The sequence below is a fragment of the Pseudorhizobium xiangyangii genome, assembly GCF_020531965.1.
Taxonomy (GTDB): domain Bacteria; phylum Pseudomonadota; class Alphaproteobacteria; order Rhizobiales; family Rhizobiaceae; genus Neorhizobium; species Neorhizobium xiangyangii.
Genome location: NZ_JAJAWH010000022.1, coordinates 30,712 through 55,451, shown reverse-complemented (window position 1 = coordinate 55,451; position 24,740 = coordinate 30,712). Strand labels below are relative to the sequence as shown.

Sequence of the window (24,740 nt, the reverse complement as noted above, 5' to 3'; positions counted from 1 at the left end):
ACCATGCTCGCGACACCCGGTCAAAACCCTGTCTTCCGTTTTGCACCCAGCCCCAACGGTCTGCTGCATCTCGGCCATGCACTGTCAGCGATACTCAACCACGATATGGCACAAAAGAGCAGCGGACGTCTTCTGCTGCGGATAGAGGATATCGACCTCACCCGCTGTACGCCGGACTATGAGGAGGCAATCCACCGTGACCTGCGTTGGCTCGGCCTCTCCTGGGAGGAGCCGGTCCGCCGGCAGTCGGAACACTTCCCGGACTACGCCGCGGCGCTGGAGCGACTGGCAGAGATGGACCTCGTCTACCCCGCCTTCCTGACGCGTGGCGAGGTGAAGGCGAGAGTGGGTGCTTTCGAGGCTGCCGGACGGCCATGGCCACGCGATCCGGACAGCTCTCCGGTCTATCCGGACGACGACAAGCGTCGCAGCAACGAGGAACGCCGGCGCCTGATCGCGGCCGGCGTTCGGCACGCCTGGCGGCTCGACATGCAAAAGGCGATTGCCATGGTCGGCCGACCGCTGACCTGGCGAGAGACCGGCGACGGATCGCAGGTTATGGTAGCCGTCAATCCGACCGCCTGGGGGGATGTCATCCTGTCCCGCTCCGACGCCCCTTCAAGCTATCATCTTTCCGTCGTGGTCGACGATGCACTGCAGGGCATTACCCACGTCGTGCGCGGCCTCGACCTCTATCACGCGACCTCGGTGCATCGGCTGCTGCAGGAACTGCTCGGCCTTACCGAACCAGTCTATCACCATCACCGCCTGATCCTTGGAGCGGATGGGCGCAAGCTCTCCAAGAGCGAGCAATCGACGGGGCTGGCAGCCCTGAGGCAGGCCGGCGCCTCACCCGCCGACATTCGCCGACGGATCGGGCTCTGAAGCATCCTTGATACGACCGCCATTGCGTACTCTGCGTGCTCTGGCGACCACGGAATAGACCCGGTATTTCATCAGCGCTGCGTTAATCTCAGCGCCCAGCATAAAGATCACGCCGACCATGTAGAGGAAAACGAGGACGATCATCACCGAAGCCAGCCCGGCATAGGTCGCCGCATAGTTGGCAAAAGTGGAGAGATAGGAGGCGAAGATAAGCGCTCCGATCGTCCAGAAAATGAGAGTGATCGCCACGCCCGGCAGCACGTCGATGATCCGCCGGCGACCGTCGGGCAACCATTTGTGCGACAGGATCAAACCTGCGATCAGCACCAGCACGGTGCCGTAGACACCCCATTCGGAGGCCGTCCTGAGGAGATCCTGCAGCCAGGGCAGGAAGCGCTCCGCATAACGGAGCGCCACTGGAACGGCGACGAGCAATGTGCTGATGACGGCGAAGATGATTACCGCCACGATCACATAGCCCAGACTTGCGAGGCGGGTTACGTACCAGGCGCGTGTTTCGGTGACGCGGTAGGCGCGGTTGAGCGAAATCCGCAATGCCTCGACGCCGTTGGAAGCAAAATAGGCAGCCGCCAGCACCGACACGGTAAGCAGCCCGCCGCGCGGGATGGTCAGTACCTGTCGGATCTCGGCTGCCAGCGGCGCGGCGATCTCCTCCGGCCATGTGTCGAAAAAGAGGTGGACGGCGGTTTCAGAAAAGCTGTCAGCGCCGAGGAAGCCGGCAAGCGCGGTTCCGAAGATCAGGAACGGGAAGAGCGCCAGCAGACCGGACAGCGCGACATGGCTCGCCATTGCCCAGCCGTCATCCTCGTTGAAATGGCAGTAGGCATCCCAGGCCACCTTGTAGGCGAGCCCTAGCCCGCGGATCCTGCTGAATTTATCGGCCAATATAGGCTCCGTTGTCACTGCCACCGAAATATGGGATGGACGGGCACCTTGTACAGGGACCATTGATGTCGCATCCGAAATCCATCATCGTCACAGGCTGTTCTTCCGGTATCGGCGCCCATTGCGCCCGAGCGCTGCAACGCGAAGGCTGGCGCGTCTTCGCGACCGTGCGCAAGCCTGCGGATATGGTTGCACTAGAAGCGGACGGAATCGAAGCACTGCTGATGGACTACACCAGGCCGGAGACGATTTCCGAACTGGTTGAAGCCGTGAAGGCGCGCACCGGCAACCGCATAGATGCACTGTTCAACAACGGCGCCTACGGGCAACCGGGTGCCGTGGAAGACATCACCACGGACGTGCTGCGCGAGCAGTTCGAGACGAACCTGTTCGGCTGGCACGAACTGACGCGCCAGATCATCCCGATCATGCGCGCGCAGGGCCACGGGCGGATCGTCAACTGCTCGTCGATCCTCGGACTGCTCCCCTATCGCTACCGGGGTGCCTACACCGCATCGAAATACGCGCTTGAAGGATTGACGCTCACACTGCGGATGGAACTGGAGGGTAGCGGCATCCATGTGAGCCTCATCGAGCCCGGTCCGATCGCCTCCCGCTTCACGGCCAATGCGCTGGCCAAGATCAACCAGCATATCGATCTTGAAAATTCGGCCCATGCCGAGGAGTACAAGCGGCAGCTTGCACGCCTTACCGGCACAGGGCGCGAGAACCGCCACAAGCTAGGCCCTGAAGCAGTCCATCATGTCCTGACCCATGCCTTGACCGCGGCACGGCCCAAACCCCATTATCTGGTTACGACACCCGCCAAGCAGGGGGCCTTCCTCAAGAGGCTCCTTCCGGCCGATCTCTTCTACCGATTGATGCGTCGGCTCGACTGACGAGACAAAGGCAAACACCCGAATGTCCACTTTCACTACCGTTCTCACCATGATCGTGATGGGCCTCGTGGTCCTCGTGCTGATCCGCGGCCTATTCAACATGATGAAGGGGACGGATGCGAACAAGTCGAACAAGCTGATGCAACTGCGTCTGGTGCTGCAGGCGGTCGCAATCGCGCTCATCATGCTCACGCTGTGGATAACTGGCGGGGGACGCTGAGATGGTCAGGCTCAACAAAATCTACACCCGCACGGGCGACGCCGGCACCACCGCACTGGTGAGCGGCCCGAGGCGCGACAAGCACGACTTGCGCGTCGAGGCCTACGGCACTGTCGACGAGACGAATTCGACCATCGGCATGGTGCGCCTGCATACGGCGGACATGCCGGAACTCGATGCCATGCTCGCCCGCATCCAGAACGACCTCTTCGACCTTGGCGCAGACCTCGCCAACCCGGAGGTGGTGGAAAACCCGGAGTATGAACCGCTTCGGATTGTCGAAGCGCAGGTTACCCGCCTCGAAAGCGAGATCGACGCGCTGAATGCAACGATCGAACCGCTGCGCTCCTTCGTGCTGCCAGGCGGTTCGCCGGCGGCTGCCGCGCTTCATCTTGGCCGTACCATTTCGCGACGTGCAGAACGCCTGATGGTCCAGCTGTCGCGCCAGGAAGACGTCGGGGCGCCGGCGCTCAAATATATAAACCGGCTTTCGGACTTCCTGTTCGTCGCGGCACGCCACACCAACGACGACGGAAAAACGGACGTTCTGTGGGTTCCCGGCAAGAACCGATGATTGGAAGCGGAAAAGAGTTGCATGTTCATCCCGCTCCATGATGCCAATGCGCTAAAATACATTCGCGTCCAGTACGTCACGATCGGGCTTATCGCTATAAACGTCGCTGTTTGGGCCTTTGCAGCCGTTGCTCCCGAGATGGTCGGCGAACTTGCCGCGCTCGGCCTCGGCTACATCCCGGCTGTCATTTCCGACCACGCTTATCTCGATCCCGACCTTGTGCTGGTTCCCGAGAGCGCCACCTACGTGACCTATTCCTTCGTTCACCTCGACGTCTGGCACTTGGCTTCGAACATGGTCTTCCTTTGGGTTTTCGGCGACAACGTCGAGGATGCGCTCGGCCACTTCCGCTTTCTGATCTTCTATTTGCTGTGTGCGGCAGCCGGCGCAGTCCTGCACGGCGTCATAGCACCCGGCTCGGAAGGACCGCTGATCGGCGCATCCGGCGCGATCTCGGGGATCGTCGCCGCATATTTCCTGCTGCATCCTCGCGTCCGCCTTTGGGTTCTCGTACTCTTCCGCATCCCCTTGCCCCTGCCGGCGTTCATTCCCCTCGCCCTGTGGCTGGTGCAGCAATTCGCAATGCTGGCCCTCGACCTGGACGGCATGATATCCTGGGGCGCTCATGTCGGCGGCATCATGGCTGGTGCCATTCTGGTGATTTTCATGCGCCGGAAAGGGGTCCCGCTTTTCGACCGCAAGGTCATCCTGCCGAAGGCGGTGGAGACGCGAACGGGCGTTCCGCAGATCATGCCGGCAAAGTCATAGATATATGACGAAACGGCCGCACATCCGGCTCAATACCACGTTGTGTTCGCGGAAAAAATGGGTATCCATGTCGCCCACTGACAACTAACGAACGGGAAAGGCCGCATCTTTCGGCCAGTAGAATCCCAAGGAAGGACCCCATGAAGATCCTGGTGCCTGTCAAGCGCGTGGTCGATTACAACGTGAAGATCCGCGTGAAGCCGGATGGTTCCGGCGTCGAGCTGGCCAACGTGAAGATGTCGATGAACCCGTTCGACGAGATCTCCGTGGAAGAGGCTCTGCGGCTGAAGGAAGCCGGCAAGGCGGAAGAGGTGGTCGTGGTGTCGATCGGCCCTGCAAAGGCGGAAGAGACGCTGCGCACCGCGCTGGCCATGGGTGCCGATCGTGCGATCCTCGTCGAGACCGAAGAGGCGCTCGAGCCGCTCACTGTGGCCAAGATCCTCAAGGGTGTCGCTGAAGCCGAAGCCCCGGGTCTGGTGATCCTCGGCAAGCAGGCGATCGACGACGACAGCAACCAGACCGGCCAGATGCTTGCCGCACTCCTGAAGTGGGGCCAGGCGACGTTCGCCTCCAAGGTGGAGATCGGCGACGGCTCTGCAACGGTAACCCGCGAAGTCGATGGCGGATTGCAGACCGTCGAGGTCAAGCTGCCGGCCATCGTCACCACCGACCTTCGCCTCAACGAGCCGCGCTACGCATCGCTGCCCAACATCATGAAGGCGAAGAAGAAGCCGCTCGACAAGACGTCGCCGGCCGATTTCGGCGTTGATACCGCGCCGCGCCTCAAGGTGCTGAAGACCGAGGAGCCGGGCGGCCGCAAGGCCGGCATCAAGGTCAAGACCGTTGCCGAGCTGGTCGAGAAGCTCAAGACCGAAGCCGGCGTGCTTTAAGTCGGAAGAACAGGGAGATTACGATATGGCCATTCTTCTTCTGGCAGAACACGACAACACCACCCTTTCCGATCAGACCGCCAAGGCGCTGACTGCGGCGAAGGCAATTGGCGACGATATCCACGTGCTGGTCGCCGGCTCGGGCGCCAAGGGTGCCGCCGATGCCGCCGCCAGGCTCGACGGTGTCTCCAAGGTCTTGGCTGCCGATAGCGCAGAGCTTGCCAACAACCTCGCCGAGCCGCTCGCCGACCTGGTCGTTTCGATCGCCGGCAGCTACGACACGATCATCGCGGCGGCCACGGCATCGGCCAAGAACGTCATGCCGCGCGTGGCGGCCCTGCTCGACGTCGCGCAGGTCTCGGAAATCATCGAGGTCTTGAGCCCCGATACGTTCAAGCGGCCGATCTATGCCGGCAATGCCATCCAGACGGTGCAGTCGACCGATGCGAAGAAGGTCATCACCGTTCGCACCGCCGCATTTGCTGCGGCAGGCGACGGTGGTTCGGCTTCGGTCGAGACTGTTTCGGCACCGGCAGGTTCCGGCCTGTCCAGCTTTGTTTCCGATGCGATCGCTTCGTCCGAGCGTCCGGAACTGACGTCGGCCAGGATCATCATCTCCGGTGGCCGTGCGCTGGGCTCGGCGGAGAAGTTCAACGCGGTGATCCTGCCGGTGGCCGACAAGCTGGGTGCCGCCGTCGGTGCAAGCCGTGCCGCCGTCGATGCGGGCTATGCGCCGAACGACTGGCAGGTCGGCCAGACCGGCAAGGTCGTCGCGCCTGCGCTCTACATCGCGGTCGGCATTTCCGGTGCCATCCAGCATCTCGCCGGCATGAAGGATTCCAAGGTCATCGTCGCGATCAACAAGGACGAGGAAGCGCCGATCTTCCAGGTCGCCGACTACGGCCTCGTCGGCGACCTCTTCGAGATCCTGCCCGAGCTCGAGAAGGCGCTTTAAGCGTTGCTTCGCACCTGCGAAAGACGCTAGAACTAAGCCAACTGGCTACGCAGCCGGCCCCAGCGAGGGGCCGGCGTACAATACGGGCGGCAAGACGCCCGCAGGGAGCTACCCATGAGTCTGGCGACAATTCAGAACATCGGCATCATCGGCGCCGGACAAATGGGATGCGGCATTGCCCATGTCAGCGCGATCGCTGGCTACAAGGTGCATATTTACGACCTGTCTCCCGACAGAGTCGAAGCAGGGCTCGCCACGATCAACGGCAATCTCGCCCGCCAAGCCAGTCACGGCAAGCTCTCGGATGACGACCGCAAGGCAGCGCTTTCGCGCATTTCCGCTTCGGCGGATCTCAACGACCTTGCGTCGATGGATCTTGTCATCGAAGCAGCAACGGAAGACGAGAGTGTCAAGCGCAAGATTTACGCGGCAGTCTGCCCGGTCCTGAAACCCGAAGCACTGCTTGCCACCAACACCTCGTCGCTTTCCATCACCCGTCTCGCCTCGGCAACGGATCGCCCCGAGCGGTTCATGGGCATCCATTTCATGAACCCCGTCCCGGTGATGAAACTCGTGGAACTGGTCCGCGGGATTGCCACCGGAGAAGCCACGTTCACCACGGCGAAGGAGTTCGTTGCAAGCCTCGACAAGACGATCACCGTTGCCGAGGACTTCCCCGCCTTCATCGTCAACCGCATCCTGCTGCCGATGATCAACGAGGCGATCTACACGCTCTACGAAGGCGTGGGCTCCGTCGATGCGATCGACACGGCGATGAAGCTTGGTGCGAACCACCCGATGGGCCCGCTGCAGCTCGCCGATTTCATCGGACTCGATACCTGTCTCTCGATCATGCAGGTCCTGCATGACGGGCTGGCGGACAGCAAGTACCGCCCGTGCCCGCTGCTGGTGAAGTATGTCGAAGCCGGTTGGCTTGGTCGCAAGTCCGGCCGCGGCTTCTACGATTATCGCGGCGAGACGCCGGTTCCGACCCGTTAAGGTCCTTTCGCCGCGGCGATCATCGCCTTGGCATCGGCACTGTCCCAGACCGCCGGGCCGTTCATGGCTGAGACGAGGCAACCCTGCTTGTCGAGGATGAGCGTCACCGGCAGGCCGAAGGCCAGCCCCTCCTTCTTCATGGTGTTGAACACACCCATGGTGCTGTCGCGATAGTAGCGAAGCGCATCGACCCCGGTCTCCGCCAAGAATTCCTTCGGCTTCTCGTCCGAACCCGTGTCGATGTTGACGGCGACGACCTCGAAATCCTCTCCGCCCATCTCCTTCTGCAGATTGTTGAGCGCCGGCATTTCCTCCCGGCACGGCCCGCACCAGGTCGCCCAGAGGTTCAGCAGAACCGTCTTGCCGGCAAAATCCGATGTCTCGAGGGCCTGACCTTCGGGTCCCTTGAACGCCAGGCTGATCGGCCGCGCCGTCGTGGCGGCCGCCATGGCGGCGACCTCGCCCCTGGCGAACTCGTCGACCTTCTTCGCCAGTTCCACCGTTCCTTCGCAGCTGCCGGCCACGGCGGCGACCTCGGCCGCCATGTCGGCATTGCCAGACCCCGTGTTCGTCACGTATACCGCGACGGCGCCGGCAAGCAGCCCGGCGACGCCAGCAATCACAATCAGTTTGGCGGACGGAAGGCCAAGCGGTCTTTTATTCGTCATCAGGAACTCCAGGACAGGCATCATGGCTGACGGCACGAAGGACGCGGTATCCTCCAACCAGATGTGGGGCGGTCGCTTTGCCTCAGGGCCGGATGCTATCATGGAGGAGATAAATGCCTCCATCGGGTTCGACAAGAAGCTTTTCGCCCAGGACATCCGCGGCTCAATGGCGCATGCGACCATGCTGGCGGAGAAAGGCATCATTTCCCACGAAGATAAAGACAAGATTGTCGAGGGACTGAACACGATCCTGTCAGAGATCGAGAGCGGCACATTCGAGTTCTCGCGCAAGCTTGAAGACATCCACATGAACATTGAAGCGCGCCTTGCTGCGCTGATCGGCCCTGCTGCCGGCCGTCTGCACACCGCCCGCTCGCGCAACGACCAGGTGGCGCTCGACTTCCGTCTCTGGGTCAAGGAAGAATTGGCCAAGACAGAGACGATGCTCACCGGCCTGATCGCAGCCTTCCTGGATCGGGCGGAAGAGCACGCCGACACTGTCATGCCAGGCTTCACACATCTTCAGACCGCACAGCCGGTGACGTTCGGCCATCACTGCATGGCCTATGTGGAAATGTTCGGCCGCGACCGACAGCGCGTGCGCCATGCGATCGATCACCTCGACGAATCTCCGATCGGCGCTGCGGCCCTTGCCGGTACCGGCTTTCCAATCGACCGCCACATGACCGCCAAGGCTCTCGGCTTCCGCGAGCCCACCCGCAACTCGATCGATACGGTGTCGGACCGGGATTTTGCGCTGGAATTCCTGTCGGTGGCCGCGATCTGCTCCATGCATCTTTCGCGCCTGGCGGAAGAGATCGTCATCTGGTCGACGCCGCAATTCGGCTTCATCCGGCTTTCTGATGCCTTCTCGACCGGTTCCTCCATCATGCCGCAGAAGAAGAACCCGGATGCAGCCGAACTGGTGCGCGCAAAGACCGGCCGCATCAACGGCTCGCTGATCGCGCTCCTGACCGTGATGAAGGGCCTGCCGCTGGCCTATTCGAAGGACATGCAGGAAGACAAGGAACAGGTTTTCGACGCCGCCGAAAGCCTGGAACTGGCAATCGCCGCCATGACCGGCATGGTACGCGACATGACTATACGCACCGACCGGATGCGCGCCGCCGCCGGCTCGGGCTATTCCACCGCGACAGACCTTGCCGACTGGCTGGTACGCGAGGCAGGACTACCGTTCCGCGATGCGCACCATGTGACCGGTCGCGCCGTCGCGCTCGCCGAGCAGAAGAGTTGCGACCTGGCCGAGCTTTCGCTCCAGGACCTCCAGGGCATTCACGCGGATATCACGGACAAGGTCTTCGACGTCCTTTCCGTTGACGCCTCGGTCGCCAGCCGCACGAGCTTCGGCGGAACGGCCCCATCGGAGGTGCGCAAGCAGATCGCCTGGTGGCGCGAACGCAACTAGTCTGTTCAAAAGCTCCGCCGTCATTGCACAAGCGGCGGAAACTTCGCTATGAACACAGTCGCTACCAGTCAATGAAGGAAGTGAAATGTCGATGCGCTCGCAGAAATTCGGCACCGCGGTCCTGATGCTCGCCGCAGCGGGGATAGTCCTTGCGGGATGCGGCCGAAAGGGTGATCTCGATCGTCCGAGCACACCGGTCGAGCAGCAGAACGTTCGCACGACGGGGGAAAGCCGGCAGGCACAACCGGTCGCCGAGAAGCCGTTTCTCCTCGACCCCCTCCTCTAAGCGGAATTTGACGTGAATCACTTTCATTATATCGACGGCGTGCTCCACGCCGAGAACGTGCCGATCCCGGAAATCGCCAAGGCGGTCGGCACTCCCTTCTACTGCTATTCGACGGCAACGCTGGAGCGGCACTACAAGGTGTTCTCCCAGGCCTTCGCGGACGTCGACGCCATGGTCTGCTACGCCATGAAGGCCAATTCCAACCAGGCGGTCCTGAAGACGCTCGGACGCCTCGGCGCCGGAGTGGACGTCGTGTCCGGCGGAGAACTGCGCCGTGCGCTCGCTGCCGGCATCCCGGCAAACCGCATCATGTTCTCGGGCGTCGGCAAGACGGCTTCCGAGATGGACCTCGCGCTCGAGACCGGAATCTACTGCTTCAACGTCGAATCCGAGCCCGAACTGGAAGTGCTGAACCAGCGCGCCCAGCGGATGGGCAAGCGCGCGCATGTCTCATTCCGCATCAATCCGGACGTGGACGCCCGGACGCATGCGAAGATCTCGACCGGCAAGAAGGAAAACAAGTTCGGCATTTCCTACGAGCGCGCCGAGGCCGTCTACGCCCATGCGGCTCAATTGCCCGGCATCGAGGTGACCGGCATCGATATGCATATCGGCAGCCAGATCACCGAACTGCAACCTTTCGAAGACGCCTTCCGCCTGCTTCGTGAGCTGGTGGACACCCTGCGTGCCAACGGCCATCGCATCGACCACGTGGATATCGGCGGAGGCCTCGGCATCCCCTACAAGGACGACAACAATCCGCCCCCGCTTCCCGATGCCTACGCGGAGACTGTCAAGCGCCAGCTGCGCTCACTCGATTGCAAGATCATCACCGAGCCGGGCCGGCTGATTGTCGGCAATGCCGGCATCATGGTGACCGAAGTCGTCTACGTGAAGGACGGTGGCGAAAAGGCCTTCGTGATCGTCGATGGCGCGATGAACGATCTCATCCGCCCGACGCTCTACGAGGCCTACCACGAGATCCGCCCGGTGGTCGCTGCCGCCGCCAGTACGCCACGCATCCGGGGGGACATTGTCGGCCCGGTCTGCGAAACAGGCGACTATCTGGCGCTCGACCGCGAAATGGCCGCACCGAAGCCCGGCGACCTGATCGCGGTAGGATCGGCCGGCGCCTACGGCGCAGTGCAGGCCGGGACCTACAACTCCCGCCTGCTGGTTCCCGAAGTGCTGGTCAAGGGCAGTGATTTTCACGTCGTCCGCCCGCGCGGCACCTACGAGGACCTGATCGCGCTGGACTCTCTTCCCGACTGGCTTGCGTAACAGCGCCTGCAAACGCGTTCACTTTTGCTGGAACTACGCCGGAAATATGAGGGCGGCCGGACAACCGCCCTCGTCTTCGCCATAAAGATTGCTATCTTGAAACTGGGGCTAAGCCGCCCGAGGCGTGGCTGGCATTTGCGCCGCCACAGGAGACGGTCCGCATGAGCATCACACGCAAAGGCGCCTTCCATGCCCTTCCAGCACTCGCACGTCGCGTGGCGCTGAAGCGTTCGCTGGCCCGTTGCGTGCTGTTTTTCGAGCGCCTTACACCGCGACTGTTACCTCTGCTCTGCATCACTGCGCTGTTTCTCGCCTTTACCTGGTTCGGGCTTTTCCGCATCGTCCCGGATATCGTTCGGTGGATTGTCCTCGCGGTATTTGGCCTCGGCTTTCTTGCTACCCTGATGCCGATCGCGAGAATTCGCTGGCCTGCGGCAGGCGAGGCCGACCGGCTTCTCGAAGAACGCAACAATCTCCAGCACCAGCCCGTGGCAGTGCAGGAAGACGTACCCGCATTCGAAACCCCGTTCGCGCGCGCACTCTGGACGGAGCACCAGATCCGCATGGCAGAGCGCATCGCCGGGCTTGATACGGGCCTCCCCCGGCCCGACATCGCACGCCACGACCGTTTCGCCCTGCGCGCAGTGCCGGCACTTCTGGTCGCCGCCGCCTTCGGTTTTTCCTTCTCGAACGGCGCAGGATCGATCGGCGACGCCTTCCGTCCCGCAGCCTTGCCCGTCAGCACAAACCCGGATCTTCGGATCGACGCCTGGCTGACGCCGCCATCCTATACCGGCCGTGCGCCGATTTTCCTGACTGGCCGCGATGCACAGGCCGCCAACACCATCTCGATCCCGCAAAATTCCGAACTTACGGTCCGCGTCACGGGTGGCGAGGGCGGCGAGGCCGTGACCTTTGCTTCGGCGACCAATGGGGATCCGACTCCGCTAGTCAGCGACGAGAGTGCTTATCAGCAGCAGCCCGGCCCGGAAGCAGCGACGACGCCAGCCCAACCGCCGTCAGTCGCGGCACAGGATCTGCCGCCTCCACCGCGCAGCTACCTGATGAAGATTGCCGAAAGCGGCGAGCTGAACGTGAATGGCGAAAGCTGGACCTTCGACGTCATCCCGGATCGGCCACCGGAAATCGCCTTCGACAACCAGCCGAAGCGGGCGGTGAACGGCGCCCTTGAGATCGGCTACACCGGCAAGGACGACTACGGCATCCGGGACGCTCACGCCATCATCGAAGCGGTCGAACCGCAGGAACCGGGCGCTACGCCGCTGTACCCCTTGCCGGAATACCGGCTCGATCTGCCCCGCCGGAACACGCGCGAGATCAAGGCTGTTTCCAGCCGCAACCTCACGGAGCATCCGCTGGCGGGCAAACGCGTTCGCATCACGCTGGTCGCGACAGACGGCGCCGGGCAGACCGCGCGGAGCCCTTCGCATGAGATGGTGCTGCCTGGGCGACCGTTCTCCGAACCTCTCGCCGCCGCGGTCGCTGAACAGCGACAGGTCTTCTCCCTCGACACCCGCCAGATGCCGCATGCGATCGAACTGAACGAAGTTCTGGCGCTGCGGCCGGACGAGACGATCCCGAACCTCAGCCACTTTCTGCTGATCCGTTCCGCGCTCGGACGCATGGAACTGGCGCGCGACAATGAACAGTTGAAGCAGACGGCCGACTATCTTTGGGAAATCGCGCTCGGCATTGAGGATGGTGACCTGTCGGCTGCCGAACGGCGCCTCCGGGATGCCCAGAACGCCTTGCAGGAGGCGCTGGAGAATGACGCCAGCGATGAGGAGATCGCCAAGCTGATGGATGAGCTTCGCGAGGCCATGCAGGAGTTCATGTCGGAGCTAGCACAGCGCCTGCAGAACAGCCCCCGAATGCAGCAGGACATGCAGGCCGAGAACTTCATCCGACAGCGCGACCTGCAGAACATGATGGACCAGATCGAAAACCTGGCCCGCTCCGGCAACCGCGATGCCGCCCAGCAGATGCTCTCCGAACTACAGCGGATGATGAACAATCTGCAGGCCGGGCGCATGCCTCAGGGTCAGCAGGGACAGCAGCAGAACAGCCCGATGCGCCAGCAGATCGACAAGCTCGGCGAGATCATGCAGGAACAGCAGCGGTTGATGGACGAAACCTTCCAGCTCGACCAGGCTCTGCGCGATCGCATGCAGCGCGGTGACCCAGGTCAGGAAGGCGAACAACCTTATGAGCAGGGACAGCGGCAACCCGGTGAGCAGGAGCAACAAGATCAGCAGGGACAGCAAGGCTCGCCCACCGACCAGATGACCGCGGAGCAGTTGCGCGAGGCGCTGAAGAACCTGCGCGCACAGCAGGAAGGGCTAGGCAAGCAGCTTCAGGAGCTTCAGCAGGGCCTGAAGGACCTCGGCATGCAGCCCGGCGAAGGCTTCGGCGAAGCAGAGAGCGAGATGGGCAAGGCCGGCAAGGCTCTCGGTGAAGGCGAAGGCGAGCAGGCCGTCCAGGGACAGGGCAATGCGCTCAATGCGCTGCGCAAGGGGGCGCAGGACATGATGCAGCAGATGATGCAGGCCATGCAGCAAGGTCAGGGCCAAGGCCAGGGTGAAGGCCCCGGCCAGCTTTCTCAAGGTAACCAGAATGGCCGCGACCCGCTAGGTCGGCCCCGTTCGACGGCAGGCCCGGATTTCGGTGACCAGGTCAAGGTTCCCGACGAGATCGACGTCCAGCGCGCCCGAGAGATTTTGGAAGCCATCCGCGAGCGGCTTGGCAATGCCTTGTCAGGGGAGTCCGAGCGCCGCTATCTGGAGCGGCTGCTCGAGATCCGCTAGGTCACGCGGCACGCGGGCTTTCGGCCAGAGCGCGGGCTACTGCCTTGCGGATATCGGGAAGCGCAAAAGGCTTCTCCACCACGTCGATGATCTTCTCAGCGAGATCGTCGGCGCGTTCGCGCTGATCGGCATAGCCGGTCATCAGCAGTATCTTGAGGCTGGGATGACGTGCCGCAGCCTGATGCGCCAGCTCGATACCATCCATTACCGGCATTCGAATATCCGACAGCAGCAGGTCGAACTGCGATTCATCGAGCTTCTCCAGCCCTTCCGCACCATCGCCCGCTTCATGGGTTTCGTGACCGTCGAGACGAAGTGCACGGGCAACGAACATGCGCAGGGAGTCTTCGTCCTCGGTTATCAGGATCTTGGCCATGACGATCGCTTTCTCCCTTTTGTGTTTCAGTTTGGGAGCAAATCACCAGACTTTCCTTGTCGAGGAGTAAACATGGAACCCCTAGCCGCCAGAGATGGTTAACGAGTTGCCGACGCCGGAGCGCTAGCTTTCGCTATCCGCATCTCCGGTGACAACACCCACGAACGGCAATTCGCGAAACGCATAGGCGACGTCCATGCCGTAGCCGACGACGAAGTAGTCGGGGCATTCGAAGCCGACGAAATCCGCCTCCAGCTCTTCCTTGCGCTTGACGCTCTTGTCCAGGAGGACGGCGATGGACACGTTGCGCGCGCCGCGCTCGTAGAGCAATTCTTTGGCAAACTTCAGTGTCCGGCCGGATTCCAGAATATCATCGATCAGGAGTACATCACGGCCATGCACGTCGCTGTCGATATCCTTGACGATACGTACGCCCTGGGAAACGGTGCCGGTGCCATAGCTGGAAAGCGTGATGAACTCCACTTCGGGCGCCAGGCCAACGTCGTGGAGCGCGCGGATGAGATCCGCAGCGAAAATGAACGAGCCCTTGAGGATGGCGATGACGAGCAGGTCCTGCGTCGGGCCTTTCGCGATCTCTGTAGCGATAGTGCGGTTTCGCTCCGCGATAGCCTCTGCGGTATAAAGCGGCTCAATATTCTTGCCGCGGACAACGGGCATGGGGCTCTCCTGGATGGTTCGGAAGGCCCGCCGATAGCACAATCAACGACCGGAAGCATCCTGCGACGCAAAGGAAAGCTTGAGCTCCGGGTTTTTTCCACCGGGATGCGGAATCCGAGCGGCAAAACCATGGCTTTGCCCGCCTTCGATTCCGGTAACCGGCGGATCGATGAACGTACTGGCGACAATGCTGCCATCCGACACCAGATGCGCCTGAATGCCTGGCAGTTCGAGACGATTCTCGCCGTTGTTCTCGACGATCCCGTTGATCATCAGAACACGCATGCCGTCAGCATCCTGGGCGGTAAGGTTGACATGCGTGAGGTCGAGACCGGGCTTCTCCCCGATACCGTCTGAATTGCCAAGAAGCAGCGTGAAACCGCCGCACATGCCGAATACAGCGATGAAGACGAGAGCAACCATGGCCGCAAAGAAATCCGCCGACAGGCGCATGAGTGCCTGCTCTGCTTTTCCGGCCAAAACCCGGACCGTGGAGGCCAAAGGACTGTCAGGTGTCGTGACCTGCCGCCTGCGGCTTTCAAAGCTGCCGTTACTACCGGCCGTTGCCCCTGGCCTGCGGGCTGCCGTTCGCCTGACAGTCACGAACGTGGCATCCACGACGTTTCCTGCGGCTTTGTGAATTGCCCGTCCACGGGCCGAAGCAGGCTCGGGAGGAAGGATGTCGATGGCGGTCATCGTTTCCCTTTCCGGGTCCCAAGCATGTCTCGAGACCCTTGTCTGCCGCGTTTTCGAACAACCGAAAATCTTGGCATTGAATCGAATCCTACCCAGTCGTAAATTCAACTGGTTAATGCTTCGGAAATGCGGCCCTTAAAACGACCTAATCCGGTAGCGATAGAAATCGCCGGCCCTTGGTTGGTTGGGCGGCACCAACATCGGGATTTGGGTTCTCCATTGATACATTTCGAGAATGTCGGCCTCCGCTATGGAATGGGACCGGAGATCCTCCGGGACATGACGTTCGACATTCCGAAGCGCTCGTTTCAGTTCCTGACGGGGCCATCGGGTGCGGGCAAGACGACACTGCTGCGTCTCCTGTTCATGTCGCTGCAGCCGACCCGTGGCCTGATTCGCATGTTCGGGCGCGACCTCTCGCAGATTCCGCGCGGCGAACTCCCGATGCTGCGACGGCGTGTGGGTATCGTCTTCCAGGACTTCCGCCTGCTCGACCACCTGACGACCTACGAGAACGTGGCGCTGCCCCTACGGGTACGCGGCAAGGAGGAAGGGACCTATCGCAACGACGTGATCGAGCTATTGAAGTGGGTGGGCCTGGGCGAGCGGATCAACGTTCTGCCGGCCGTGCTTTCGGGCGGCGAAAAGCAGCGCGCAGCCATCGCCCGCGCACTCATAGACCGCCCGGAAATCCTGCTGGCGGACGAACCCACCGGCAACGTCGACCCTCCCATGGCCCAGCGCCTGCTCAATCTCTTTCTCGAACTCAACCGCCTTGGCACGGCGGTGGTAATTGCCACACACGACCTGGGTCTGATGGACAAGATCGACGCGCGGCGGATGATCCTCACGGAAGGACGGCTCGATATCTATGAATGAGATGTCCCGGCCAGCGCAGGCACATGAAACGCAACAACGGCGGACCGAGATGCGTGTCCGGCCGACCGGGCCGATCTTGCCGCCCTCCAATATCCAGGGCAATGCGCTGATCGTCGTCATTGCCATCATGGCCTTCCTCGCCTGCTTGACGCTTGGCGCCGTCAGCATGGTGCGGGCGACCGCGGCCGGCTGGCAGAGCCAGATTTCGCGCGAGATCACCATCCAGATCAAGCCGGCCGAAGGCCTGGACATGGATAGGGCACTTCAGCAGGCGAAGGATCTCGCCCTCGGCTTCGTCGGCACCAAGGATGGCACCATCATGGACGATGGCGCCACGGCCCGCCTCCTCGAGCCGTGGCTCGGTACCGGACTGAATCTCGAGGACTTGCCGATTCCCCGCCTGGTAATCATCACCATCGACGAGCAGAACCCTCCGGACTTTGCCGCCATGCGAGATCTCCTGGCGCTGGAACTTCCCCAGGCATTCCTCGACGATCACCGCACATGGGTGGACAGGCTCATTTCCATGGCGAGCACGACCGTGATGATCGGGACCGGTGTTCTGGTCCTCGTCTTTATCGCCATGGTCCTGACTGTGGTCTTCGCCACCCGCGGCGTGATCTCCGGAAACAGGCATATCGTGGAGGTGCTGCATTTCGTCGGAGCCGAAAGCTCTTTCGTTGCCAGGGAATTCCAAAAGCATTTCCTGAAGATCAGCCTGAAGGGTTCGGCAGCCGGAAGCGCGGTGGCGGCAGTCCTGTTCGCGCTCCTGGGGGTATGGCAGGCCAATTCACGCGCCACCCCGGAAAGCGATCAGGCAACAGCGCTGTTCGGGACATTTTCCCTGGGGTTCGGAGGATATCTCGGTATCCTCACAACCATGATCATCATTGCCTTGCTGACCACTTTGACGGCACGCATCACTGTCATGCGCACGATTGACGAGATTGACCTGATCCGCTCCGACCCGGCAAAATCCGATGGCTTGCCCGCGTCGTGAGATGCAGCACCATGACGCAATATAAAGCCCTGTTCTCTACCTGTATCTCGGTCTATTGACGGACTCATGAGCACGACTCGGTCAACGAAGGGAAACGGATCGCCCAGCCCGCCGCGACGGCGCGTGTCACGCCAGCTGTTTTCTCGTCACAGCAGGTTGAGGCGCACGGCGCGCTGGCTCATCACCGGCGTGTTCGTGATGCTCGCAGCGATCTTTGGAGGGTTTCTGTGGTTCGCCGATTCCGTCGCCTCGATGCGACCGCCTGAGGGTGTCAAGGCCGATGCAATCGTCGTACTGACCGGCGGCTACCAGCGCATTGATCAGGCGATGGGCCTGTTGCGCGACGGCGCTGGAAAGCGATTGCTGATCTCGGGCGCCCATCCGTCGACCACGCCGGCGCAGATCCGCAAGATGACGCAGACGCCATCGGATCTGTTCACGTGCTGCGTGGACGTCGGCTATGACGCGCTCGACACGATCGGCAATGCCAGCGAGATTTCGACCTGGATCCACGACAACGGCTTCACCGTGGTGCTCGTCGTCACCCAGAACTATCACATGCCGCGCAGTCTGCATGAATTGCGGCGGGTCGATCCCGTCACCGAGTTCATCCCCTACCCTGTTGTCAATTCCGACCTGACCCGCAAGGCATGGTTCACCGAGCCGGACGTGGTGCGAATAATGATCCTGGAATATGCAAAGGTCGTCGTGGCAATCGCCCGCGACTGGATGGGACTGGGGCACACGAATGGCCTCAGACCTCGCGAGAAAACCGAGGCTGCCGGTTTCAGGCAGCTACTTTGACACATCCGGAGTTTTTCAAGCCAGCTTTCGTTACAGGCAGATCTCGTGTAGGCAGCCCTTGATTCAAAGGGGAAGTCCTACATGCTGATGGTGCGGTCCATCCTGTTCAACCTGGCGTTTTACGCCAACCTCATCCTCACGATGGTCGTGTTCACACCGATCTACTTCATCTTGCCACGCAAGAAGGCGTATCTCGTCCCGAAGAACTGGGCACGCTCCAGCCATTGGCTGATGGAGAAGATGGTCGGCACGACCTTCGAGATCGAGGGGCTCGAGAACATTCCGCAGGGCGGCTGCATATTCGCGCCGAAGCACCAGTCCTTCTGGGACACCTACGCGCTCCTGCCCTGGCAGGACGACCCGGTTTACATCCTGAAGCGCGAATTGCTGTGGATCCCGCTGTTCGGCTGGTACGCGATGAAGCAGCGGATGATCCCCGTCAACCGCGGCGCGCGCGGCAAGGCCATGGTCGCCGTCATGCAGCGTACAAAGCAGGAGATGGAGAGCGGCCGTCAGCTGGTCATCTACCCGGAAGGCACCCGCAGGCCGCCGGGTGCGGAGCCAGCCTATCGCTACGGAATCGCGCGGATTTATCGCGACGTTCAGGTGCCGGTCGTACCAATCGCGATGCACCCGGGACTTTTCTGGCCTCGCCGCAAATCGATCCGCTATCCGGGCCATTTCAAGGTCCGCATTCTGCCGCCGATCATGCCGGGCCTCGACCCGGACGAATTCTTTCAGACGCTGATGACTACACTGGAGAAGGCAAGCGACGATCTTCTGATTGAAACGGTGGAATCGAACCCGCACCTGCGCCTGCCGCCGACAGCAGTGACGCGGCTCGCAGAACTGCGCGCTGAGCGGAGCGAGATCTAGTCCTCGCCGATAAGGCGGCTCACCCCTTCCAGCCAGTGATCGCGGATACCCATCTCGCGCAGATGTGCGACGGTGTTGATCACATAGGCCGGATTGGGTCCGGATTGGCCGATGGCGCTGCGGACGATCTCCGCTGCATCGCGGGCTTCCAGTGCGCCGGCATACTGCAAATGTTCACGATCCACCACGTAACCCACCGCATGGACCTGTCGGCGGTCGTTCAACAGGACCGACAGCAACCGCTCCTTGTAGACATGCGTTACAAGCTCTCTCTCGCGAAGATAGGCGAGGACATCCGGCCCGTTCTCGGCGCTGACCCGGAAGGCGATGCCTCGGCAGGAACCACCTCGATCAAGACCTAGAACAAGCCCCGGCCGCTCCGGCGTGCCGCGATGCACGTGCGAGCGGACGCAGAGGGAACGACGATACCCGTACACATGTGCGCAAGCCTTTTCCTGGTACGGGAACCCAGGATTCCACATTAGCGACCCGTAGCCAAACACCCAAAAATCGTCCATATCCCGAGCCATTCGTTCCCGGCAGCCTGAGTTGCGCTGCATCACAGCCACCATTGGAGATCATCATGGCAGCGTCAAGCCGCTCCGGCGTCACCAGGAAAGTTTGGCTTCTCGCACTCGCCGTCGTGCTTGCCGTCGCCATCTATACCGGCGGCTGGTTCTATGCCGCTTCCGCACTCAAGGAAAAGACGCTCGCCTTGCTCGGCGGCCAGGAAGCCAACGGCATTTCCGTCGAATGCACCGATGCAGAATACCGCGGCTATCCTTTCCGGATAGGGCTGTTTTGCTCGAGAGTTGCCGTCGATGACAGCAAAAACGGGATCTCTGCAACCCTGGGCGCTCTGCGCTCAGCCGCGCAGGTTTATAATCCCGGTCACATCGTCTGGGAGGTCGATGCTCCGATCGAGGTGCGGACCAGCCACGGGCTGACCGTGTCGAGCACGTGGGACAGCCTGCAATCCAGCCTTATCGCCAAGCAAGCCGGCATCGAGCGAACCTCAACCGTGATCCAGGGTTCCACGACCAGCATCGTCTCCTCTGCTGCCGGCCAATCATTTTCCCTGGCCGCCGACAGGACAGAAATGCACCTGCGCCAGAACGGCCAGGACCTCGACGCTGCATTGAACCTGCAGAATGCCCGCATTAAAGCGGAAGGGTTGGCGGAACTGCTCCCATCGATAACGACGACCATGGACGTCACCTTGCTCGGCCGAGCCGGGATGATCGACGGGACGGATCCGGGCGGCCTGGCCCTCTACGGCACCGAAGGCGAAATGCGCAGGTTATCCGCCGACCTCGGCGAAGGACGGGTGGTGACCGTGACTGGCCCCTTCTCCATCGATCAGGACGGTTACCTTTCCGGCCGGTTGAAACTGCAGATCGAACAGATCGATGCCTGGCGCAACAGCCTGGCCCAGGCCTTCCCGGATATGGCACCCGTGCTAAAAACGGTTGCCGGCATGCTTTCTGCGCTGACCGGCGGCGGGCAGAGTGCGTCCATCGACCTCACCATCAACCGCGGTAAGGTATTTGCCGGCGGCTTCATCCAGATCGGCGAGATCCCGCCGATCTGACGAAGTTCTTCCCAGCCTATTTTTTCGCGTCGAGCGCGTGACGCCCGAAGTCGGGCGCATCGACGTCCTGGCCGGCTTCGATGATGGAGCGACGCACGGCACGGGTACGGGTGAAGAGTTCGAACAGCTTGTCGCCTTCACCCCAGCGGATCGCCCGCTGGAGATACGCAAGATCCTCGGAAAACCGAGCCAGCATCTCAAGGATCGCATCCCTGTTGTGGAGGCAGACGTCGCGCCACATCGTGGGGTCGGAAGCCGCCAGACGTGTGAAATCGCGGAAACCGGAGGCGGAGTACTTAATCACTTCCGATTCCGTCACCGTTTCCAGATCGTCTGCCGTGCCGACAATGTTGTAGGCGATGATGTGCGGCAGGTGAGAGACAATCGCCAGCACCTTGTCGTGATGCTCCGGGTCCATCTCATCGATACGTGAACCGAGCGCGGTCCAGAATGCCTTGAGCTTCGCAAGCGCATGGGGAGCCGTATCCGGCAGCGGCGTAAAGATGCACCAGCGTTCGCGGAACAGTCCAGCAAAGCCGGCGTCGGGACCTGACTTCTCCGTTCCGGCCAACGGGTGGCCGGGAATGAAATGGACGCCCGGCGGAATGTGGGGTGCCATCTGTGCGATCACAGAAGCCTTGGTGGAACCGACATCGGTTACGATGGCGCCTGGCTTGAGGGTCGATGCGATCTGTTTCGCCACCTCCTCCGAGGCCCCGACGGGGACGGAAACGATGACGAGATCGGCGTCCTTCACCGCATCCGCCGCAGACGCGACATAGTGCGTTCCCAACCCAAGCTCTTCAGCCCGGCGAAGGGTATCCGCGCTGCGCGTCGAGATCACCACCTCCTTGGCAAGCCCGAGTTCCTTGAGATCGCGGGCGATCGAGGAGCCGATGAGGCCTATGCCGATGAGGGCGATGCGGTCGAAGTGGCCGTCCGTCATGCGTCCCGGCCCATGAATTCGCCAAGCGTCTCGATCACGCCCCGGTTGGCTTCTTCCGAGCCCACGGTCATCCGCAGCGAATTCGGGAACCCATACCCCTTCACGGCGCGCAGGATATAGCCGCGGCTGGTGAGGAAGTTATCCGCGTCCTCGGCCCGCTTGCCATCCACATCGGGGAAGTGGATCAGCAGGAAGTTCGTGACAGAAGGCGTGACCTTCAGGCCGAGCGCATTGAATGCGTGCGTCAGCTTGTCGAGCCAGAGGTTGTTGTGCTCCACCGCCTTCTCGATGAAGGCCTGGTCGCGGATCGCGGCTGCACCCGCGGCGATCGCCGGCGCATTCATGTTGAACGGTCCACGGACACGGTTGAGCGCGTCGATGATGGCAGCCGGCGCATACATCCAGCCGATACGAAGAGCAGCAAGGCCGTAAGCCTTGGAGAAGGTGCGCGTCATCACGACATTGCGGTTGGCGGACACCAGCTCCAGCCCCGCCTCGTAATCGTTGCGACGGACATACTCCGCATAGGCCGCGTCAAGGACGAGGATGACATTCTTCGGCAGGCTCGCCTGCAGGCGGCGGATTTCCGGGACCGGAACAAAGGTCCCTGTCGGATTGCCGGGATTGGCGATGAAGACGAGTTTCGTCTTCTCGGTGACGGCTGCCAGGATGGCATCGACGTCAACCGTGCAGTCCTTTTCCTTGACCACAACCGGCTTGGCACCGGCGCCCATGATCTGGATCTTGTAGACGAGGAAGCCGTGCTCCGTGATGATGCCCTCGTCGCCAGTGCCGAGATATACATGGCAGAGAAGGCCGAGAAGTTCGTCGGACCCGTTGCCGCACATGATGTTGGCGGGGTTCAGCCCATGCACGGAGGCGATCGCCTCGCGCAGAGCGGTCGCCTGTCCATCCGGGTAGATCTCGAGATTGTCGACGGACTGCTTGAAGGCTTCCATCGCCTTCGGGCTTGCTCCAAGCGGCGTCTCATTGGAAGACAGCTTGAAGACGCGCGCGACGCCGGGCGCATGTTCCTTGCCGGGCACATAGGCGGCGATGTCCAGGATACCGGGACGCGGAACAGGCTCATTAACGACGATGCTCATGGGATCGACCTTCTGGAAGAATACCGGTAACGGCGGTTAATCCTGTGGCATTAATGCCGAAAACGGCCTTTGTCGAGGGCCGTGGAGTGATGGCTGGCATTCCCTTTTTTGAACCTGCCTGTCGGAACTGCAAGGCGTCAGACGTCTTTCAGATGATCTCAACGACGAGGAACAAACGCATGAGCACCGGAGACTTCGACGACATTCGCGACGTGCTGGAAACCTGGACAAAGGCTTTGCGGGCGAAAGATGCCGGCGGCATCATCGCCTGCCAGTCGGAAACCATCCGGAATTTCTCTCTTGCCCCGCCGCTGGAGCAGATCGGCAACGACAGGGCGGGTTTGCAAGCCTGGCTGGACACATGGGACGGCGGGCTGGAGTTCGAGATCCGCAACACGGACCTGCGGGTCGGCGGCGACACCGGCTGGTGCAGCGCGCTCGCCTTTCTCGCCGGCAGCAAAATCGGCAAGGAGAAAATCGGCTTCTGGTTTCGCCTCACCGTCGCCTTCGCCAGAGAGGGCGGGCGATGGGTGATCGTTCACGTCCATGAGTCCGTTCCGTTCGCGATGGAAGGTCAGCCGCTGGCAATTTTCGACCTTCAACCCTGATTGCTGCTGCGCGTCGTGGGCACGCCCCGCGGCGCCAGAACTGGAACGAAGACGCGGCGGGAGGCCCGCGCGGCAACCGGCAAGCCCTGGTAGAGGCGCTTCTGGGCTTCGACGACGATGACGCCGGAGAAAACCGGCCAGAAGCGGCGCCCCATCCGCTCGAACACGTTCCGGAACCTCAGAACCGTGCGGATGCGAGACGGCGGGAAAAACAATGCCTCAGCACTTGCTGCCGGAGTGAAGTTCGTCTCCCGCAGGAGCGACGTCAGCTGCCCGCGCGAATAGGGCCGTCCGGAACCGAAAGGCGTATGCTCCATCCGCGCCCAGACGCCGCGCCGGTTCGGAACGACGAGCACCAGCCGCCCACCCGGCGCCAGCACCCGCCACAGCTCTTTCAGAGTCTCGCGTGGATTTTCTGCGAACTCCAGCGAATGGACCATGAGTATCCGATCCACCGAAGCATCGGGCAGCGGCAATTCCTCGTCGAACACCAGCGCCGTCGCCGACAATTCTCCGACAGGCCAATTCACCGCCCCCTGCCCCGCCGGCATGAACGCGAAGGTGCGTTCCGTATCAGCCTTGAAGCGTTCGAGATAGGGAACGGTATATCCTATCCCGACCAGACGCTCGTCCGGCAGCCTGGCCCAAAGCGACGAAAGTGCCAACGTGATCGAGCGCTCAGCCAGAGCGCCCAGCGGAGAGTGATAGAACTCACGAAGATCGACAATATCAGTGTGCATCACAAAAATGCTAGCAGAGAGCGGTTGGACATCAAAGCGGGAGTCTCTACATTGCATTTCGATCCAATGTTGCAACGGGACAGCATATGAAAACTTTGGAAATTGAAGTCTTTCAATGCCGTAGTGATAATTATGGCGTGCTGGTCCATGATCCCGAGACGGGGCTGACGGCATCGATCGATGCTCCAGAGGAACAGCCGATCATTGATGCTGCCGCAAGGCGGGGCTGGAAACTCACTCACATTCTGACGACACACCACCATACGGACCATGTCGAAGCAAACCTTCCACTCAAGGAACGCTTCGGCCTAGAGATTATCGGCCCCATCAATGAGGCCGTCGCCATTCCCGGCCTGGACAAGTCGGTCGCCGACGGAGACGAGTTCCAGTTCGGCGAACACACAGTCTGCGTGATCGAGACGCCCGGCCACACGGCAGGGCACATCTGCTACCACTTCCTCGACGACAAGATCCTGTTTGCAGCCGACACGCTTTTCGCGCTCGGCTGCGGCCGACTGTTCGAACGCCCCGCAGCCGACATGTGGCACTCGCTCCAGAAGCTCGCCGTCCTTCCGGATGAGACGGCAGTCTATTTCGGCCATGAATATACCCTGTCCAATGCCCGCTTCGCGCTAAGCGTCGATCCCGACAATGGGCGGCTGCAGGATAGGGTGCAGGAGGTCGAGACTGCCCGGAAAGCCGGTAAGTTCACCATTCCCACCACAATCGGGCTGGAGAAGGAAACAAATCCCTTCCTGCGCGCAACCGATCCCGCGATCCGTCGCAACTTGCTGATGGAAAGCAGGACAAACGAGGAAGTCTTTGCTGAGATCCGCAAGCGCAAGGACAACTTCTGAC

The 24,740-nt window shown here is 61.6% G+C and carries 28 protein-coding genes; 19 read left to right on the top strand and 9 right to left on the bottom strand.

Translation table 11 applies throughout. The annotated features are described in order from the left end of the window. The first annotated feature begins 3 nt into the window (after positions 1 to 3). Positions 4 to 885, top strand: coding sequence for a tRNA glutamyl-Q(34) synthetase GluQRS (gluQRS, locus tag LH464_RS18620; RefSeq protein WP_226787905.1), 882 nt, complete (start codon positions 4 to 6; stop codon positions 883 to 885). Here gluQRS and LH464_RS18615 read toward each other — a convergent pair. Beyond that, complete coding sequence (locus LH464_RS18615; protein ID WP_390625009.1) at positions 850 to 1,854, bottom strand: YihY/virulence factor BrkB family protein; 1,005 nt, start codon at positions 1,852 to 1,854, stop codon at positions 850 to 852. The genes gluQRS and LH464_RS18615 overlap by 36 nt on opposite strands. Before the next feature lie 2 nt (positions 1,855 to 1,856). Here LH464_RS18615 and LH464_RS18610 point away from each other — a divergent pair, with 2 nt between their 5' ends. The 7 genes from LH464_RS18610 (at position 1,857) to LH464_RS18580 (ending at position 7,096) form a co-directional block, all read left to right on the top strand. Next, positions 1,857 to 2,690, top strand: a complete 834-nt coding sequence (locus tag LH464_RS18610; RefSeq protein ID WP_226787903.1) for an SDR family oxidoreductase — start codon at positions 1,857 to 1,859, stop codon at positions 2,688 to 2,690. Between the two features lie 22 nt (positions 2,691 to 2,712). Next, on the top strand, positions 2,713 to 2,910 hold the full coding sequence (locus LH464_RS18605) for a twin transmembrane helix small protein (protein WP_226787902.1): 198 nt from the start codon (positions 2,713 to 2,715) through the stop codon (positions 2,908 to 2,910). Between the two features lies 1 nt (position 2,911). Continuing rightward, positions 2,912 to 3,484: a cob(I)yrinic acid a,c-diamide adenosyltransferase gene (locus LH464_RS18600; protein ID WP_226787901.1), complete on the top strand. Its 573-nt coding sequence runs from the start codon at positions 2,912 to 2,914 to the stop codon at positions 3,482 to 3,484. Positions 3,485 to 3,505: 21 nt separating this feature from the next. Next, on the top strand, positions 3,506 to 4,252 hold the full coding sequence (locus LH464_RS18595; protein ID WP_226787900.1) for a rhomboid family intramembrane serine protease: 747 nt from the start codon (positions 3,506 to 3,508) through the stop codon (positions 4,250 to 4,252). Between the two features lie 140 nt (positions 4,253 to 4,392). Then, positions 4,393 to 5,142 (top strand): electron transfer flavoprotein subunit beta/FixA family protein, encoded by a 750-nt coding sequence (locus LH464_RS18590; RefSeq protein ID WP_226787899.1) that lies wholly within the window; start codon positions 4,393 to 4,395, stop codon positions 5,140 to 5,142. A gap of 25 nt (positions 5,143 to 5,167) precedes the next feature. Then, entirely contained in the window at positions 5,168 to 6,097 is a 930-nt protein-coding gene (locus tag LH464_RS18585; RefSeq protein WP_226787898.1) for an electron transfer flavoprotein subunit alpha/FixB family protein, read from the top strand. Positions 6,098 to 6,211: 114 nt separating this feature from the next. Next, positions 6,212 to 7,096 carry a 3-hydroxybutyryl-CoA dehydrogenase gene (locus tag LH464_RS18580; RefSeq protein ID WP_226787897.1) on the top strand — a complete coding sequence of 295 codons (885 nt, stop codon included), beginning with the start codon at positions 6,212 to 6,214 and terminating at the stop codon, positions 7,094 to 7,096. On the opposite strand, the gene tlpA is transcribed toward LH464_RS18580, so the two are convergent. Continuing rightward, positions 7,093 to 7,764: a thiol:disulfide interchange protein TlpA gene (tlpA, locus tag LH464_RS18575; protein WP_226787896.1), complete on the bottom strand. Its 672-nt coding sequence runs from the start codon at positions 7,762 to 7,764 to the stop codon at positions 7,093 to 7,095. The genes LH464_RS18580 and tlpA overlap by 4 nt on opposite strands. Positions 7,765 to 7,786: 22 nt before the next feature. On the opposite strand from tlpA, the gene argH reads away from it, so the two are divergent. The 4 genes from argH (at position 7,787) to LH464_RS18555 (ending at position 13,582) form a co-directional block, all read left to right on the top strand. Then, positions 7,787 to 9,190, top strand: coding sequence for an argininosuccinate lyase (argH, locus tag LH464_RS18570; RefSeq protein ID WP_226787895.1), 1,404 nt, complete (start codon positions 7,787 to 7,789; stop codon positions 9,188 to 9,190). Between the two features lie 85 nt (positions 9,191 to 9,275). Next, entirely contained in the window at positions 9,276 to 9,476 is a 201-nt protein-coding gene (gene lptM, locus LH464_RS18565) for an LPS translocon maturation chaperone LptM (protein WP_390625008.1), read from the top strand. A gap of 12 nt (positions 9,477 to 9,488) precedes the next feature. After that, complete coding sequence (gene lysA / locus LH464_RS18560) at positions 9,489 to 10,757, top strand: diaminopimelate decarboxylase (RefSeq protein WP_226787894.1); 1,269 nt, start codon at positions 9,489 to 9,491, stop codon at positions 10,755 to 10,757. A gap of 161 nt (positions 10,758 to 10,918) precedes the next feature. Then, the gene (locus LH464_RS18555) at positions 10,919 to 13,582 is read left to right on the top strand and encodes a TIGR02302 family protein (RefSeq protein WP_226787893.1); all 2,664 of its coding nucleotides are present in this window, start codon (positions 10,919 to 10,921) and stop codon (positions 13,580 to 13,582) included. A 1-nt stretch (position 13,583) separates the two neighbouring features. Here LH464_RS18555 and LH464_RS18550 read toward each other — a convergent pair whose 3' ends face one another. From LH464_RS18550 to LH464_RS18540, 3 genes are all read right to left on the bottom strand, one after another. Next, complete coding sequence (locus LH464_RS18550) at positions 13,584 to 13,958, bottom strand: response regulator (RefSeq protein WP_226787892.1); 375 nt, start codon at positions 13,956 to 13,958, stop codon at positions 13,584 to 13,586. A 123-nt stretch (positions 13,959 to 14,081) separates the two neighbouring features. After that, entirely contained in the window at positions 14,082 to 14,636 is a 555-nt protein-coding gene (gene hpt / locus LH464_RS18545; protein WP_226787891.1) for a hypoxanthine phosphoribosyltransferase, read from the bottom strand. Positions 14,637 to 14,678: 42 nt separating this feature from the next. Beyond that, entirely contained in the window at positions 14,679 to 15,332 is a 654-nt protein-coding gene (locus LH464_RS18540) for a hypothetical protein (RefSeq protein WP_226787890.1), read from the bottom strand. Positions 15,333 to 15,551: 219 nt separating this feature from the next. On the opposite strand from LH464_RS18540, the gene ftsE reads away from it, so the two are divergent. The 4 genes from ftsE to LH464_RS18520 all read left to right on the top strand — a co-directional run bounded on the left by ftsE (position 15,552) and on the right by LH464_RS18520 (position 18,891). Beyond that, on the top strand, positions 15,552 to 16,211 hold the full coding sequence (gene ftsE / locus LH464_RS18535; protein ID WP_226787889.1) for a cell division ATP-binding protein FtsE: 660 nt from the start codon (positions 15,552 to 15,554) through the stop codon (positions 16,209 to 16,211). Next, complete coding sequence (locus LH464_RS18530) at positions 16,204 to 17,211, top strand: cell division protein FtsX (protein WP_226787888.1); 1,008 nt, start codon at positions 16,204 to 16,206, stop codon at positions 17,209 to 17,211. Before ftsE ends, LH464_RS18530 begins: the two co-directional genes overlap by 8 nt. A gap of 66 nt (positions 17,212 to 17,277) precedes the next feature. Then, complete coding sequence (locus tag LH464_RS18525) at positions 17,278 to 18,015, top strand: YdcF family protein (RefSeq protein ID WP_226787887.1); 738 nt, start codon at positions 17,278 to 17,280, stop codon at positions 18,013 to 18,015. A gap of 81 nt (positions 18,016 to 18,096) precedes the next feature. Then, positions 18,097 to 18,891: a lysophospholipid acyltransferase family protein gene (locus LH464_RS18520; RefSeq protein ID WP_226787886.1), complete on the top strand. Its 795-nt coding sequence runs from the start codon at positions 18,097 to 18,099 to the stop codon at positions 18,889 to 18,891. Here LH464_RS18520 and LH464_RS18515 read toward each other — a convergent pair. Next, positions 18,888 to 19,421, bottom strand: coding sequence for a gamma-glutamylcyclotransferase (locus LH464_RS18515; protein WP_226787934.1), 534 nt, complete (start codon positions 19,419 to 19,421; stop codon positions 18,888 to 18,890). The genes LH464_RS18520 and LH464_RS18515 overlap by 4 nt on opposite strands. A gap of 53 nt (positions 19,422 to 19,474) precedes the next feature. Here LH464_RS18515 and LH464_RS18510 point away from each other — a divergent pair, with 53 nt between their 5' ends. Further along, complete coding sequence (locus tag LH464_RS18510; RefSeq protein ID WP_226787885.1) at positions 19,475 to 20,482, top strand: DUF2125 domain-containing protein; 1,008 nt, start codon at positions 19,475 to 19,477, stop codon at positions 20,480 to 20,482. Between the two features lie 16 nt (positions 20,483 to 20,498). Here LH464_RS18510 and LH464_RS18505 read toward each other — a convergent pair whose 3' ends face one another. Together LH464_RS18505 and hisC are read right to left on the bottom strand one after the other, a co-directional pair. Further along, positions 20,499 to 21,428: a prephenate/arogenate dehydrogenase family protein gene (locus tag LH464_RS18505; protein ID WP_226787884.1), complete on the bottom strand. Its 930-nt coding sequence runs from the start codon at positions 21,426 to 21,428 to the stop codon at positions 20,499 to 20,501. Then, a complete protein-coding gene (gene hisC, locus LH464_RS18500) occupies positions 21,425 to 22,534 on the bottom strand; it encodes a histidinol-phosphate transaminase (RefSeq protein WP_226787883.1) in 1,110 nt (369 codons plus the stop codon). The genes LH464_RS18505 and hisC overlap by 4 nt, the downstream gene beginning before the upstream one ends. Before the next feature lie 179 nt (positions 22,535 to 22,713). Here hisC and LH464_RS18495 point away from each other — a divergent pair, with 179 nt between their 5' ends. After that, entirely contained in the window at positions 22,714 to 23,142 is a 429-nt protein-coding gene (locus LH464_RS18495; RefSeq protein ID WP_226787882.1) for a nuclear transport factor 2 family protein, read from the top strand. On the opposite strand, the gene LH464_RS18490 is transcribed toward LH464_RS18495, so the two are convergent. Further along, on the bottom strand, positions 23,133 to 23,882 hold the full coding sequence (locus LH464_RS18490; RefSeq protein WP_226787881.1) for a class I SAM-dependent methyltransferase: 750 nt from the start codon (positions 23,880 to 23,882) through the stop codon (positions 23,133 to 23,135). The two genes, LH464_RS18495 and LH464_RS18490, sit on opposite strands and share 10 nt — an antisense overlap. Before the next feature lie 86 nt (positions 23,883 to 23,968). On the opposite strand from LH464_RS18490, the gene gloB reads away from it, so the two are divergent. Continuing rightward, positions 23,969 to 24,739 (top strand): hydroxyacylglutathione hydrolase, encoded by a 771-nt coding sequence (gene gloB / locus LH464_RS18485; protein ID WP_226787880.1) that lies wholly within the window; start codon positions 23,969 to 23,971, stop codon positions 24,737 to 24,739. Position 24,740: the final 1 nt, after the last annotated feature.

What these genes read in the sequence shown, in the direction of transcription:
- LH464_RS18515 (WP_226787934.1), bottom strand. Translation starts at nt 19,421, where the DNA reads ATGGCTCGGGATATGGACGATTTTTGGGTGTTTGGCTACGGGTCGCTA.
- tlpA (WP_226787896.1), bottom strand. Translation starts at nt 7,764, where the DNA reads ATGACGAATAAAAGACCGCTTGGCCTTCCGTCCGCCAAACTGATTGTG.
- gluQRS (WP_226787905.1), top strand. Translation starts at nt 4, where the DNA reads ATGCTCGCGACACCCGGTCAAAACCCTGTCTTCCGTTTTGCACCCAGC.
- LH464_RS18585 (WP_226787898.1), top strand. Translation starts at nt 5,168, where the DNA reads ATGGCCATTCTTCTTCTGGCAGAACACGACAACACCACCCTTTCCGAT.
- LH464_RS18525 (WP_226787887.1), top strand. Translation starts at nt 17,278, where the DNA reads ATGAGCACGACTCGGTCAACGAAGGGAAACGGATCGCCCAGCCCGCCG.
- LH464_RS18600 (WP_226787901.1), top strand. Translation starts at nt 2,912, where the DNA reads ATGGTCAGGCTCAACAAAATCTACACCCGCACGGGCGACGCCGGCACC.
- LH464_RS18550 (WP_226787892.1), bottom strand. Translation starts at nt 13,958, where the DNA reads ATGGCCAAGATCCTGATAACCGAGGACGAAGACTCCCTGCGCATGTTC.
- hpt (WP_226787891.1), bottom strand. Translation starts at nt 14,636, where the DNA reads ATGCCCGTTGTCCGCGGCAAGAATATTGAGCCGCTTTATACCGCAGAG.
- lptM (WP_390625008.1), top strand. Translation starts at nt 9,276, where the DNA reads ATGTCGATGCGCTCGCAGAAATTCGGCACCGCGGTCCTGATGCTCGCC.
- LH464_RS18490 (WP_226787881.1), bottom strand. Translation starts at nt 23,882, where the DNA reads ATGCACACTGATATTGTCGATCTTCGTGAGTTCTATCACTCTCCGCTG.
- LH464_RS18595 (WP_226787900.1), top strand. Translation starts at nt 3,506, where the DNA reads ATGTTCATCCCGCTCCATGATGCCAATGCGCTAAAATACATTCGCGTC.
- LH464_RS18505 (WP_226787884.1), bottom strand. Translation starts at nt 21,428, where the DNA reads ATGACGGACGGCCACTTCGACCGCATCGCCCTCATCGGCATAGGCCTC.
- argH (WP_226787895.1), top strand. Translation starts at nt 7,787, where the DNA reads ATGGCTGACGGCACGAAGGACGCGGTATCCTCCAACCAGATGTGGGGC.
- LH464_RS18540 (WP_226787890.1), bottom strand. Translation starts at nt 15,332, where the DNA reads ATGACCGCCATCGACATCCTTCCTCCCGAGCCTGCTTCGGCCCGTGGA.
- LH464_RS18605 (WP_226787902.1), top strand. Translation starts at nt 2,713, where the DNA reads ATGTCCACTTTCACTACCGTTCTCACCATGATCGTGATGGGCCTCGTG.
- LH464_RS18530 (WP_226787888.1), top strand. Translation starts at nt 16,204, where the DNA reads ATGAATGAGATGTCCCGGCCAGCGCAGGCACATGAAACGCAACAACGG.
- LH464_RS18590 (WP_226787899.1), top strand. Translation starts at nt 4,393, where the DNA reads ATGAAGATCCTGGTGCCTGTCAAGCGCGTGGTCGATTACAACGTGAAG.
- LH464_RS18615 (WP_390625009.1), bottom strand. Translation starts at nt 1,854, where the DNA reads ATGGTCCCTGTACAAGGTGCCCGTCCATCCCATATTTCGGTGGCAGTG.
- LH464_RS18510 (WP_226787885.1), top strand. Translation starts at nt 19,475, where the DNA reads ATGGCAGCGTCAAGCCGCTCCGGCGTCACCAGGAAAGTTTGGCTTCTC.
- LH464_RS18520 (WP_226787886.1), top strand. Translation starts at nt 18,097, where the DNA reads ATGCTGATGGTGCGGTCCATCCTGTTCAACCTGGCGTTTTACGCCAAC.
- LH464_RS18580 (WP_226787897.1), top strand. Translation starts at nt 6,212, where the DNA reads ATGAGTCTGGCGACAATTCAGAACATCGGCATCATCGGCGCCGGACAA.
- hisC (WP_226787883.1), bottom strand. Translation starts at nt 22,534, where the DNA reads ATGAGCATCGTCGTTAATGAGCCTGTTCCGCGTCCCGGTATCCTGGAC.
- LH464_RS18495 (WP_226787882.1), top strand. Translation starts at nt 22,714, where the DNA reads ATGAGCACCGGAGACTTCGACGACATTCGCGACGTGCTGGAAACCTGG.
- LH464_RS18555 (WP_226787893.1), top strand. Translation starts at nt 10,919, where the DNA reads ATGAGCATCACACGCAAAGGCGCCTTCCATGCCCTTCCAGCACTCGCA.
- gloB (WP_226787880.1), top strand. Translation starts at nt 23,969, where the DNA reads ATGAAAACTTTGGAAATTGAAGTCTTTCAATGCCGTAGTGATAATTAT.
- LH464_RS18610 (WP_226787903.1), top strand. Translation starts at nt 1,857, where the DNA reads ATGTCGCATCCGAAATCCATCATCGTCACAGGCTGTTCTTCCGGTATC.